Source organism: Bacillus sp. SLBN-46 (assembly GCF_031453555.1).
In the GTDB taxonomy this organism is placed as follows: Bacteria; Bacillota; Bacilli; order Bacillales; family Cytobacillaceae; genus Neobacillus.
In genome coordinates, this window is sequence record NZ_JAVIZM010000001.1 from 1,101,053 (window position 1) to 1,114,645 (window position 13,593).

Here is a 13,593-nt window from a genome sequence, read left to right on the forward strand (position 1 = left end):
CCACTTTCGTTTTCATACACCAGAATATATAAAATTCGACTTCGAGAATTGTCCAGCTCCAGCGCCTAGCCCCTCGGGTCAAATAACCTTCGGCAAGAAAAGTCGAAAGGCGGACTTTTATTGCCGAAGAACATTTGCCTGTCTGGGCTGATCAAGGCGCTTGCGCTTTTCTTACTTATTGATGATTTTAATCTCTTTTCTGGTGGATGTCACGCTCATTTCAAAGAAAAACGTAGCAAAATTTAAAAGATTATTATTATTGAAATATATGGTTAAATGCTTTGTCTATGAAGGTCAAATTTCGTAATGTAATCTAGTCGTCTGCTAATACGATCAAATCTTATTTCACCCAAGCCCCGCTTGCACCCAGTTGATACCCTTGAATCGTTGTATTGTAGGCCATGCGGCCGTCGGAATAGAGGTAGTACCAGCTCGTCCCGACTTTTACCCAGCCCGTCATCATAGCGCCGCTGTTGTTTAAGTAATACCAAGACAAACCGGACTTAAGCCAGCCCGTCATCATCGCTCCGTTGCCGTTTAAGTAATACCAGGACGAGCCTGACTTGAGCCAGCCCATCTTCATGGCCCCGCTGCCTTCTAAGAAATACCAAGACGAACCGGACTTAAGCCAGCCCGTCTTCATAGCCCCACTGTTCTCTAGATAATACCAAGTTGCTCCTAATTGTAGCCACCCCGTCATCATCACGTTGTTACGATCAAAGTAATACCACTTGCCACCAATATTTTGCCAGCCAGTTACTAAATCCCCTTGAGCATTAAAATAGTACCAGTGATTATTAGCAAAAACCCAACCGACTACTACTGACATGGTCTTCTGAACCTTTACTATTGTTTCTTGGCTCAAGTTACCGACTTTATCCATCGCGGTTATTCTAAGTTCAGTCCCCGCCTCTTGGGAAGGGATCTCTACAGCAAACCGGCCGTCCACCGATGCTGCTGTTCCTGAACCAATCAGTGTACCATTCACTTTCACGTCAACCGTAGAACCAGCTTCCGCTTGGCCCGTCACAACAGTATCCTCATCATTTACTTCGTTCACAACGGGCTTAACTGGTGCGGTAAAATCTATGGTTAAAGCTTTCCAAGCATTCACCATTTTGCCGGTTTGAATTTTCCCTGACAAGGAGCCGAGTCTGTCCCCCGATGCTAGAATAATCGCTCGTAACTTTTCCGGTCCTGCGTCAGGATATTTCCCTGCCACTAGTGCAGCGACTCCTGAAACATGCGGAGCAGCCATTGAGGTACCATCCGCAAACGCGTAGGCACTTGCATAGGAGGTTTCCCCTGGAAAAACTAAATTTACCTTTGTCACAGAAGAATTGTTGGTGGCAATATAGTCTGCGTACGGGGCATAGCCCACGCTGTACGATGCTCCGTCATAAGCGGTCCCCGCTACACCTGTAACCCGGGCTCTCGTTTCACCCTCCGCTTTTATCGTGAGCGCAAGCGTATCCGTAACGAAGGAAGTGTCCTCGTTTTGATATAAAATATCTTGTCCACTTAATATCAGCGTTTTATTGCCATTTTTTAAAAATTGTCCTAAAGAACTAAGGTCAGTAGACGTTAAATTCGGTGTGTTTTCGCCTATGGCGTTTCCGGTAAACCAAATGACTGAATCGTAGCCGGAAAGCGTTGTATAGTTAGGACCATTCACCCCGGTTGCTACGGTCTTAAGGGTATAAGCCAATCCCGCATTTTTTAATAGAGTCGTATAGACATCCGCAAAACTATCGCCGCCACTCGTAGATTCATCATCTTGTACCAATAAAATTTTAGAGGAAGAAGTTAAGCCAAGATAGCTGACTGCCTGATTAAAGGCCGCTTGTCTGTCCGTACTTGAAACATTTTCAAAGCCAAATCCGTTAAAAATGGCCTTGTAACTAGAGGCACGATTGTAAATCTGCGCCGCTGCCCCTTCTTCTATTTTTCTTGGTATTGTACTTAAGATGCCTGTCCCAGGTGCGGCAATATCTACACTGTTTACACCGAAGTTTGAGAAGTCTGCTAGATTGCCAGAAGAATCAATGGCCGCAACAGAAATCACTTTGGGGCTGTCATAGTTAGCAGGATAGCTAGGCACTTGATCGTTGTTTACCCCTTCGTTCCCAGCCGCGGCGACATAAAGCATGGAAGATTTGTCGATGGCATCCTTTAGAGCCTGGTCATATTCAGGACCTGCCCAGCTGATATTGGTCACTCTTACGCCCATTTTATTGGCGTACTCAACCGCTAGGATGGCATCCGCTGTGGTTCCGGAACCGTCTGGTCCAATAAACTTCAGCGACATAATTTTTACATTAGGAGCAATCCCAGTGATGCCGAGGCTATTATTGTTTTTAGCCGCAATCGTTCCAGCCACATGCGTGCCATGGTCATCACCGTCCTCTGGATCAAAGGTAGTGGCATCATTATGGTAGAAATCCCAACCATGTACATCATCGATATAGCCATTTTGGTCATCGTCAATGCCGTTACCAGCGATTTCAGCAGGATTCGTCCAAATGCTGTCCTTCAAATCTGGATGGTTCAAGTCGATACCTGTGTCAATCATACCAACAACCACCTGCTGTTGATTGACGCTTTTCGCGAACTCCTCCATTGCTTCAGGATAGTCGATATCGATATCGTTTACCTCGGAAGTGCCGGTAATGGCCTGTCCGGTATTATTTAATCCCCATAGTTTACTAAATCCAGGGTCATTAGGAAGAGCTGCAATCGTATATTTATAGTTTGGTTGAACGTAAGCAACGGAGGGGTCCGTCTTTAATGTTTTTACTAGACTATCAATATTTGCTCCTTCGTCCACCTTCACAATTTCCGCACCAATGGAATAGAGCTTCTTTTTTATTTTGAAGGGATGTTTCTTTTTAAAAGAAGCGGCCGCGTTGGTATTTTTATATTTAATAATTAATTCGTCTGCTTGATAGTTTACAAGAGTCTTTTCAGTAAAAGCTTCTTCTTTCGTTGCAGAAGCGTTGTTCGTGAAAAACGTTGAGGAGAAAAGTAATAATGACAGTGCTGAGACAAGCCATTTGCTCGGTTTCAATGTGCGAACCCCTTCCTAGTAAAATCGTCATGATGTCATATGACTCAGGGTATAATAAATATCAACATTTTAAAATGGTAAAATTTTAGCAGAGTGGGGGACTGTCCCCGTTAGACACATTTAGGGTCAGACCCCATGTCTGACCCTAAAATGTTTATAGAGCTTCTTTTATTACTTTCTTATAGTAGTTAACAGAGAGTACGCCGAAAATGGAGTATAGAGCGGTGTACATTACCATGACGATAATCATGGGTGTCCATAGCTCCGCTCCGAACAAAAACCAGCCGGACTGGACGGCAAAGTAGCTATGAACCAGCCCTATCACTAACGGAATGCCGAAGCTAAACAATTGCTTCATTGTAATCCCTTTTGCTAGATCACCCTGTGTAAAGCCAAGCTTTCTGAGAATCGTATAATTTGGCTGTTCTTCTTCACTTTCACCCATTTGTTTAAAATAAAGTATACAACCGGACGTAACCAAAAACGTTAGCCCTAGGAAGCCGACAATAAACATGACAAGCCCCATCTTCTTTTTCTGATCGTTACTCATTTCCAGGCGAGAGTCATAGCTCCGATTCTGATCAAAATTCATGTCCTTAAATATCTTATTTGCCGCCTCTAATTGATCTTCATCTTTTATGGTCATTCCAATATATATAGAGGATTCTTTCTGAAGAGAAGGATCCGCATCTTTCTTTAATCGTTCGAAAATCGTTTCATCCACGATGGCTACGGGCTGACCGCCATTGGTGAAATACCATGAGATAAGGTGAAGATCCTTTAACCCTAAATAGTCCAGTGGAATGACCTCGGCTTTCCCTTTCAACTCAATTTTGCCTGATTCCTTCAGCGGTATGAACTTTTGCAATAAGTCGTTATAGCCAGTAAAGACGGTATCCTTTGGCTCAACATCAAGCCCAGAGACCGCTTGATCGCTAATCACTGAAATCGACATGCTCGTCGGATCCATTTTCATTCCTTCAAGCTTTGAATCCATGAGTGACTTCAGGTTGGAGTTGATTTGGACGACATCAATTTTCTTCTCACTAACCTTCATATTCTTTGTTTCAAGTTCTTTCTTAAATTGTCTAGCTGCATCTTTATTGGTAAAAGCAAAATCAGCAGCTACTTGATCTTTTGCTGTTTTCTCAGCTGAATAATAGGAGATGTAACTTAAGCACAATAGAGCGATGGCAAGGGCGGAAACCGTCGTAATAATTGTTAACAAAAGAGCATTCGATTTCATCCGAAACATGATGGAAGAAAGAGAGAGGACCTCATGAATGGTCAGATAACCGTCTTTCTTTTTACGAATGAGATGAAAGAGAAAGCTGACAGACCCTTTGTAAAAAAGATAGGTTCCGATAATCACCGATGCCAAAATCCCCGCCATCGCCAAGAATAGCTCCATCATGGCAGTGAAGTCCCCGGAAAACAATTTCGAGGAAAGGTAATAGCCGAAGACTATTAAGATGATTCCAGACGTCCCCATGATGATTTCCATCACCGACAGTTTGCTCGCTTTTCCTTCCGTAGACGAAAGGACTCTAAATAGTGCTAAAATATTTTGTCTTTTAATGAAGGCATAATTCATTAACATGATAATCAAATAAATCGCACAAAAGACGATAAGCGTTTGAACCAATGCCTGTGTGGAAAAGTGCAGGGTGGCAATCGCATCAACCTTCGTGATTTTAAATAAAATCATGATAATTATCTTTGAAACAGAGAAGCCAATAAAGATTCCGACGAGTAGAGAACTAAAATAAAGAATAAAGTTTTCAGCACTAAGAATATGGAAAATCCTGTTTTTGGTCATCCCGATTAATTGAAACAAGCCAATTTCCTTGCTGCGCCGTTTGAGAAAAATAGTGTTGGCATATAAAACGAAGATGCTTACAATCGCAACAAGCAGGATGGAGGCTGCCCGAATCGCTGCCGCACCCTTAATCGTTCCTCTAGTTTGATCCAATGCGGGGTCATATTGCAGTGTGACAAACGAGAAATATAGGGCCACACTAAAAATTAACGCAAACACATAGAGAAAATAATTGTTAAGGTTCTTCTTGAGGTTACGAAGGATGAGTTGATTAATGCTCATATTGCACCCCGCCCAATACCCCTTGGGTTTTCATAATATCCTTGAAGAACGCCTGTCGCGACTGCTCCCCTTTAATCAATTGTGTATACATCTGCCCGTCTTTAATAAAAATCACCCGGGAGCAATAACTGGCTGCCACAGGATCATGGGTAACCATGACGATAGTAGCCTGTCGTTTTTGGTTTAATTGGCTTAGCTTGTTTAACAAATCGGACGCAGATTTGGAATCGAGAGCACCCGTTGGTTCGTCAGCGAAAATAATGCTTGGTTCGTGAATATACGCCCGGGCGGCAGAGGTCCGCTGTTTCTGCCCGCCAGAAATTTCATTCGGGTACTTATCCTTAAGCTCATAAATGCCGAGCTCGTTGGCGACTTGTGTAAATTTTTTATCAGCTTCTTGTTTGGACACTTTAGCAATCGATAGGGGTAATAGGATGTTTTCTTTAACTGTCAACGTATCGAGCAGGTTATATTCTTGAAAAATAAATCCTAAGTGGTGTTTGCGGAATTCTGCTAGTTGTTTTTCCTTTAAGGCTGTCATTTCCTTGCCCTCAATTTGGATGGATCCTTGACTGACTTGATCAATCGACGATAGAACATTGAGCAAGGTTGTTTTTCCTGAACCTGACGCACCCATAATACTCACGAATTCGCCTTTCTCAATAGTTAAATCAATGCCTTTAAGCACTTCATGTTTATTAAATTTATTGCCGTAGCTTTTATAAATTTTGCTTGCTTGTAAAATGGTCATTCCAACACACACTCCTTCATTCGATAGCTTTATTATAAAAGGAGGCGGAACTCGCATCCTTCGATTGGTCTAACAAAATAAGAGAAGCATGTGACAATGTTGTCACATGCCTTGAAGATTGATGAACTCGTTTCTTTTTGGAAAACATAACGTAAAGTTTGTCCCTTCTTCAAGTGTGGACTGGACGTCAAACGTTATAAGTAAAGGTGCTGCCGCTTTTTTCGCTAAATACAGACCCATCCCGGTGGCTTTGTTGTCATGATGATTTGTAGTGGAGGTAAAGCCTTTCTCAAATATGCGCGGCAAGTCCTTCGGATCAATGCCGCGACCTAAGTCCCTTACTTCCAGGATTGTTTGGCCCTGTCGCTCGAAGCTGGCTAAGAGTATATCCGATTCCTCGCTATATTTTACCGCATTCGTTAAGAGTTGCCTGATGATAAAAGCGAGCCATTTGCTGTCAGTTAACACGGAGGATACCTGTAAATCAACGTCAAACCCCACTCCTTTTTGCAAACACCAGGATTGCAATGCTCTAATCTCTGGAAAAATGACCGTTTTTAGATCTGTCTGTTCAATGTACAAATCATTTTCCATAAAAGGGATGCGCCGTTGGTGAAGCTGTTGGTCTAGAAGGTGGTGAATCCTCAGCCACTCGTAGGTTAGTTTCGCTTTAAGCGTGTCCTCGTTCATGTCCTCAATCATTAAATGCATCGCTGTTAATGGGGTCTTCACTTCATGAATCCAGGCGAGCAGTTCATCCTTTTCCACCTCTAGGGTGACTAGGTTTTGGGAGGCTTCTTGTTTCAAACGCCTGGTCTGGTTCATCATCGCTTGTTCAATTATTTTTTCAAAAGGGCTTTCGGCCGGTGTAATTGCCGAAACATCTAAATCTTGTTCCCATTCTTCCAGACTCTTAAAAAATTTAGTTTCTCTATGGAACCTGATGATCAAAAAAATAATAAAGATGATCTTTGATAAAAATACAATATACAGAATCGGTGTGAACGGGATTGCCGAATCAATCGAGGCGACAAACAGGAAGAAGGCATGAAGGCATACAAATAGAAGAATCCAGTTGCGCCTTTCAATTAAAAACTGTTTTATCATAAAAAGGATTCCTCTTCGACAGCCTTGTATCCCTGGCCGACCTTTGTTTCAATATACTGTCCGAGGTCAAGCTCCTCTAATTTTTTTCGCAAGCGATTGACGTTAACGGTTAAGGTATTGTCGCTAACAAAGCGCTCATCATCCCATAGGCTTTTGATTAAATCTTCCCGGCTGACGATTTTATTTTTTTGCTCAATGAGCAATTTTAAAATAAAAATTTCATTCTTTGTCAGTTCCACCGTTCCCGTTTCATTACTGACCGTGTTGCGCGGATAATCGATCGTTGCCCCGCACCAGGTTTTGAGTTCAGTTTGGTCTGTATTGTAATTGTACACACGGCGAAGAATCGCCTGTATTTTGGCAATGAGCACCTCAAAATGGAACGGCTTTTGAATGAAATCATCTGCGCCAAGCTGCATTGACATCACCATATCGGTGGGATGGTCACGTGAGGATAGAAATAGAATCGGCACATTGGAATGGGCTCTAATCATACGGCACCAATGAAACCCATCGAATTTAGGCAATTGGATATCAATAATGACTAAGTCTGGATTGTGCTCGGTAAATTCCTGGAGCACCTTACTAAAGTCGGAAATCCCCACCACGTCGTAGGACCAGCCGATTAACCGTTCCTTTATTTCTTGGAATAGCGTTGTATCGTCTTCTATTAATAAGAGTTTAAACATATTACTCACCAACTTTTTTCAAACATAGGTAAATTGTATAGCAAATTTTTCCTGTAGGCTAGAGGTTTCCGTTGGCCATCCATTTGGAAAAATTAGTGTATAATAGGTTGAATATCGCAAATGGGAGACGAGAATATTGGAAAAACAGAATAGTAGGTATAGATGGGTGGTTTTTGCCACGGTTTTATTTGCTTACTTTATCATTGTGAGCCAACGAACAGCCCCGGGATTGATTTCCGACCAATTAATGAAGGATTTCAACCTGACCGCATCCACCATCGGATTATTAGCAAGTATTCAATTTCTGGCTTACACCGGGCTGCAGATTCCGATTGGAATCCTGTCCGACCGTTTTGGGCCTAACTTTTTTCTTGTTTTTGGAGCGCTTCTTAATGGGATTGGAACGCTGATTTATAGTTTGGCGCCGAATGAGTTTGTCCTTCTTTTTGCTCGCTTTTTAGCGGGAATTGGGGACGCGACTATATGGGTCAATTTGGTGTTAATTTTGAGCCAGTGGTTTAAGGTAAATGAGTTTGTCAAGCTGCTCGGTTTTGCGGGAATGGCGGGGAGCTTTGGGTTCCTGCTAGCGACCGTTCCGTATTCGGCCTGGATTGCTGAAGCCGGCTGGCGCCCCCCGTTTTTCACAACAGGTATTGTGTTATGTCTTGCAGGGATTCTTTTATATTATGTGTTGGAGAGAAAACCAAAGCAATTGTTTAAGAATGACCGTACGACTGCTGGAAAAGTAAAGAAGGACCGCGAAAAAACGCTCGTTCTGTTACGGCGTATTTTTTCAGAACGGCAGGCATGGGCCACTTTTCTCTGTCACTTTGGAGTGGTTGGTACATATGTCGGTTTCATCGGCTCGTGGGCGGTACCTTACGGGATGCATGTCTATGGAATGACGCGTTCCGGTGCCAGTCAGCTTATAATGATTGGGCTGTTTGGTGCTTTATTGGGTGCTCCGCTGACCAGCTGGATTTCAAGCCGCGTCGGATCGATCAAACGTCCATATATTGTGGTTCATTTGATTGTCCTGATATGTTGGACTTCGTTTCTTGTGTTAGACGGGAAGCCAACCTACTCTATGCTCGTTTTGATCTTTTTTCTGATTGGCTATGGGAATGGAGCGAGTGCATTAACGTTTGCTGTCGTTCGAAAGTCGTTTGATATTAAGGTAGTCGGTGTGGTTTCTGGGGTAGCAAATACCGGCGGTTTTCTAAGTGCCGTCCTGTTGCCAGGTATTTTTGGGAAGGTATTAGATCATTTTCATTCTTCTCCGCCTAATGTAGGCTATCATTACGGATTTATCATTCCAGTGATTTTTTCAGTTATTGGTTTGATTGGGGGAGCCATGATCAAGGAACAACGCCGTGAAGCGAAACAGCGGAGTGAAGCCGTGGTTTAAGACGCGGAGCGGAATTCGAAGCAGTGTGATTCTCATAAGGAATTACACTGCTTTTTTGTATTCAAGTAAAAGAATAGGAGAATATAGAAAAAAGTTAGGGAACAATACATTTAAATTACTGTTTGTTCTGGATTTACTATTTCAAACATCGGAGGAATACTGCTTGGATGTTGGGCCTTTGTCTTACATTTCTTTAATTATCCTATCAGTAGTGGCATTAAGCTTGGGGTACTGGAAATATCGAAATAGATTATTGTTTGTCCATTATTTTGCCGTATCAGGCTGGATTTTATTTTTCGATTATTTGATTTATACTTGGGGAAAAGCATATAGATACTATCCGAAAATAATTAAAGGAGAATTCGATTCCCATATGGGAGCTTTGGCGAATGCTCAAATTCTCCCCTCATTTGCCATTTTGTACATTGCTTTTCAATGTAAATGGTATTGGAGTATTATTTTTGCCGGCTTCTTCACAGGGATAGAGTACTTATTTAAACATTTGGGAATATTTAAGGCGAATTGGTGGGAAGAATGGTATACCTTTTTATTGCTTGCTCCTTTTTTTTCGTTTTGTAAGCTTTGGTGGAGAAAATTCGCATGGAATCCTAAGAAGTGGATCGTCTTTTTTAGCATACTCTCGGTCTTTTATGTACTATATACCCAATTAAATGTTTTTTTATATGGAGTATTAAAAATAAGAACCATCCATGTGGAATGGATTGAACGGTTAAATCGCGAAAGTACAACAATTAATAGTCCGACTGGACTCCTATTTGGAACGATTGTTACTTTCTTATTCATTTCTAGGGCCCCAGGCTTTTGGTACTTTCTATCGATTCTTGCATTTCTTGCCTTTGATGTATGTTTAAAATTTGCTGGTATCGTTCGATCGGATAACATCGTATTAGATTCGATCCTTAGCTTTTGTACTTTTCTAATACCCTTGTTAATTGTGAAGTTTATTAGTAATAAAATAAAACTTTAATGGGTTGGCAGGGTGGCCTAAGAATAAAAGTGAAAACGGTAATTAAAAGTAATGGGCAAAAACCTGATGGAAATGAGGGTAAAAATAGAAATGGTGTATTTATATCTATTTTTTTAGAAAGAAGAAGCAAAAAGTAGAAGTAGCCAGGCTCTAGATCTACTTTTCTCAGGAAGAAGAAGCAAAAAGTAGAAGTAGGCAGGCTCTACAGCTACTTTTCAAAGAAAAAAACAGCTAAAAGTATAAGTATCTTGTTGTATACGTACATAGGTAAATATAAAAGAGGCCGGATCCCAAACACATGGGTCCGGCCTCATCTTTATTAAGGTTTAATTATAGAAAAAACCAATGACTATTTTTATCCATCCGAGAAAAGCAATCCACAGTGGGACACTTAAAGTTGTCCCCCACATTAACCCCACGAAAAAATTCCCCTTTTCTTCCATGAAATCCACTCCTACCTGAAAGTTGATAGTGCCATCATTGCTTTCATCAGTATGGTCATAATGTTGGGTTTTTAACTATTTCAGATCTGGTTTTACTGTAGGACTAGCCAACAAAGCGCTATTATGTAACTCTTCGATGGATATATACCCTTTTAACATATCAAATAAACTCTAAAAGATAATGAAAATCATGCTAGCCAAAAAATAAAGGTTTCGACAAAAGCGCGTTAGAAAAAATCTCATCTAATCCCAATAATAGTCTCCAGGTATTAAAAAATACCAAAATTAAGGGCAATTTGATTCATGCACTTTTAGGTGAAAAGAAGCGTTTCTTGCGTAAAGTGACGAAAACGGTCAGAAACTTTTTTCCAACCTCGAATGTTGTCCATGAAAGCTACGATTATTTGAGAGGAGGTGAAATCTTGCACTTCCGACATTTTCTTATCACGGGATTAATGGTCGGAGCAGCTATGTTTTTACCAGATCAAGCTTTTGCAGAAAAAAATGACCCTAGTGGACTTCAAACGACTCCGAAAGAGTTTGTCCAAGGTCAAAGTTCTGCAAAATCTAATCAAGCTTCAGAAAAAACCATTCCGGTAAAAGCAGAGAGCGCAAAATCCCAGGAAAAATCTATCGTCGTCCCAAACAGCGCTCAATCGAATCAGGGCGGGGCTAAACAGCAGAATTCCAACAGGACGCCTCAACAAGCTGTTGCTCACAAACCAACCGCATTGCCGGTACAGGCAAAAGTGAACGTGAATCCGCAGGCAACAAAGCCGGAGATAAGCGTTAATTCTCGCGGTAATGGAAAGGGTGCAGCTATACAGGAAGCGAAACGTGGAGAAGTACAGGAAACGAAGGCTTCCGTAAAAGGTACCGTCAATTCTGACAAACATTCCTTACATAATGATACCGTGGCTATAAATAAAACCCGAATCACGAGAGACGACAATTGGTTGCCATCTCAACAAAAGGGTTCGTTTGTACCACTATCCAAAAAGGAAAGTAGTTTTGAACCCCCTGTAAAGGAACCGCTCAAACAGGGACCAATCCCAGAGAGTAAGGAAGAAATTCCAAAGGTTAGCCAGATGTGGAGTTCTAGCCAACGGACGAATAGTTCCGGTGGGCAGTCCAATGATCGAGGTAATCAGGGATTAAATACGATAAGTATGTTGGATAAATGGTTTGAATGGAATAATCTTTATGACATCAAGCTTGTTCAACCACTCCATTCTCGGATTGCATGGATGATTCATCAATGGGAAAATGCTCCACCTTCACCACCACCGCAGACAGCTCCTTTATTAGAAACTGTTACCCGCAGCTAAAAGCCAACGGAACACATAATAAAAGGAGCGAATAATAAAATGAAACATTATCTAAATTACAATAAAGTATTTAAATCTCTTGTTTTGGCTGGAGCCGTATCTTTTGGAGTATTTGCAGGAGGCCATTTCACTGAAGCAGCAGGTCACGGAAATGCGAAGGCTGTGCACAGTGTTCATGTAAACAATGTAAATAGCACAAAAGCTATCGGAAAAGTTAAGGTACAGCAAAAAGTTGAAGTAAAAGCTACTGTTAAGCCTCTAGTAGGCAATGCTAGCAAATCACAAGCGAGTGTACATGCAAGTGAGACTGCGAAAATGCATGCGGCCCCTAATTCAGCGGTTCATGGTAGTAAAGTAGAACAGCCAAAAGCAGAAGAAACAGAAGTAACAGAAGAGACTCCCGTTCAAGAGCCTGTTACACCAGAAGTTATTGAGGATCAAAAAGAGGTAACATCTGAACCTGTTGTGACTACTGATTCTGAAATCACTGAAACTGCAGATGTTGAAAAGGAAGACGCTGCTGTTAAGGAAGAAGAAAAAGAAGTAACAGTTAAAGAGGATGAAAAAGACGCCGATCTTGATGCGGATACAGCAGTAAAGACGGAAGAAAAAGAAGATGAAGATGAGCAGTCTAAGTCTGAGAAAATGTTAAAAGATACTCATGTCATTGTTAAGTCAAATGACGAAGACGAAGCAGCTGCTGTTTTAGAAGATGAAGAAGGTGCTGAAAAAGTAAATCCTTCTGCAGCTAACAAAGCAAAGTCTCAAGCAAGTGCTCATGCAAGTGAAACAGCAAAATTACATGCAGCACCAAACTCAGCAGTATTAGCTGGTGAAAAAGAAGAAGCAACTGATGTTGTAACTGAGCAACCAGCTGAAGAAGCAACAGCTGTTGAAACAGAAGGTACTACTGAAGAAGATGCATCTGTAGAAGCTGACGATGCAACAGAAGAAGCAGCGGTTGTTGAAGCTGACGATGCTACTGAAAAAGCAACTGATGTTGAAGCTGACGATGCAACAGAAGAAACAGCGGTTGTTGAAGCTGACGATGCTACTGAAGAAGCAACTGATGTTGTAGCAGATGAAACTACTGAAGATGTTACAGCTGAAGAAACTACTGAAAAAGTAAACCCTTCTGCAGCTAACAAAGCAAAGTCTCAAGCAAGTGCTCATGCAAGTGAAACAGCAAAATTACATGCAGCACCAAACTCAGCAGTATTAGCTGGTGAAAAAGAAGAAGCAACTGATGTTGTAACTGAGCAACCAGCTGAAGAGTCAACTGAAGTTGTTACTGAGCAACCAGCAGAAGAAACTTCAACTGTTGAAACAGAAGGTACAACTGAAGAAACTACAGTTGTTGAAGAAGAAGGTACAACTGAAGAAGAAGCAACAGTTAAATCAGACGATTCTACTGAAGATGCAACAAAAGTAGTTAGCCCATCTGAAACAATTAAAGATGCAAAACTAGACTCTGCAGTAAATACTTTAGTATTATTTGTGAAAAAGTTAATGCAGATGCTTTCGTTGAAGTGGTAACAGATTCAACCATTGTAGAAGTTGTAGCTGACAACGAAGCAACCGGTAAGCTACAACAAAAATAATAAGCAAGATTGAGAAGAAACCGAGGGAATTTTCCTCGGTTTCTTTTTGTTTTCCATATAATACCTTTCAAGCTGGGAGGGAAAAATATTTCTATCGTCGAAATAAGTAG

At 41.4% G+C, this 13,593-nt stretch carries 9 protein-coding genes; 4 read left to right on the top strand and 5 right to left on the bottom strand.

What is annotated here, in order from left to right; all coding sequences use genetic code 11:
• Nucleotides 1–340: 340 nt before the first annotated feature.
• From QFZ87_RS05695 to QFZ87_RS05715, 5 genes are all read right to left on the bottom strand, one after another.
• Nucleotides 341–3,067, bottom strand: coding sequence for a S8 family serine peptidase (locus tag QFZ87_RS05695; protein ID WP_309858903.1), 2,727 nt, complete (start codon nt 3,065–3,067; stop codon nt 341–343).
• Between the two features lie 154 nt (nt 3,068–3,221).
• On the bottom strand, nt 3,222–5,168 hold the full coding sequence (locus tag QFZ87_RS05700; protein ID WP_309858906.1) for an FtsX-like permease family protein: 1,947 nt from the start codon (nt 5,166–5,168) through the stop codon (nt 3,222–3,224).
• Complete coding sequence (locus tag QFZ87_RS05705; RefSeq protein WP_309858909.1) at nt 5,158–5,919, bottom strand: ABC transporter ATP-binding protein; 762 nt, start codon at nt 5,917–5,919, stop codon at nt 5,158–5,160. The genes QFZ87_RS05700 and QFZ87_RS05705 overlap by 11 nt, the downstream gene beginning before the upstream one ends.
• Nucleotides 5,920–6,021: 102 nt before the next feature.
• Complete coding sequence (locus QFZ87_RS05710) at nt 6,022–7,026, bottom strand: sensor histidine kinase (protein ID WP_309858912.1); 1,005 nt, start codon at nt 7,024–7,026, stop codon at nt 6,022–6,024.
• Entirely contained in the window at nt 7,023–7,715 is a 693-nt protein-coding gene (locus QFZ87_RS05715; RefSeq protein ID WP_309858915.1) for a response regulator transcription factor, read from the bottom strand. Before QFZ87_RS05715 ends, QFZ87_RS05710 begins: the two co-directional genes overlap by 4 nt.
• A gap of 136 nt (nt 7,716–7,851) precedes the next feature.
• Between QFZ87_RS05715 and QFZ87_RS05720 the strand changes: the two genes are divergently transcribed.
• The 4 genes from QFZ87_RS05720 (at nt 7,852) to QFZ87_RS05735 (ending at nt 13,418) form a co-directional block, all read left to right on the top strand.
• Nucleotides 7,852–9,123, top strand: a complete 1,272-nt coding sequence (locus QFZ87_RS05720; RefSeq protein WP_309858918.1) for an MFS transporter — start codon at nt 7,852–7,854, stop codon at nt 9,121–9,123.
• Between the two features lie 178 nt (nt 9,124–9,301).
• Nucleotides 9,302–10,111, top strand: coding sequence for a hypothetical protein (locus tag QFZ87_RS05725; protein ID WP_309858922.1), 810 nt, complete (start codon nt 9,302–9,304; stop codon nt 10,109–10,111).
• 865 nt (nt 10,112–10,976) lie between these two features.
• The gene (locus QFZ87_RS05730; protein WP_309858924.1) at nt 10,977–11,882 is read left to right on the top strand and encodes a hypothetical protein; all 906 of its coding nucleotides are present in this window, start codon (nt 10,977–10,979) and stop codon (nt 11,880–11,882) included.
• 39 nt (nt 11,883–11,921) lie between these two features.
• A complete protein-coding gene (locus tag QFZ87_RS05735) occupies nt 11,922–13,418 on the top strand; it encodes a hypothetical protein (protein WP_309858927.1) in 1,497 nt (498 codons plus the stop codon).
• Nucleotides 13,419–13,593 lie beyond the last annotated feature (175 nt).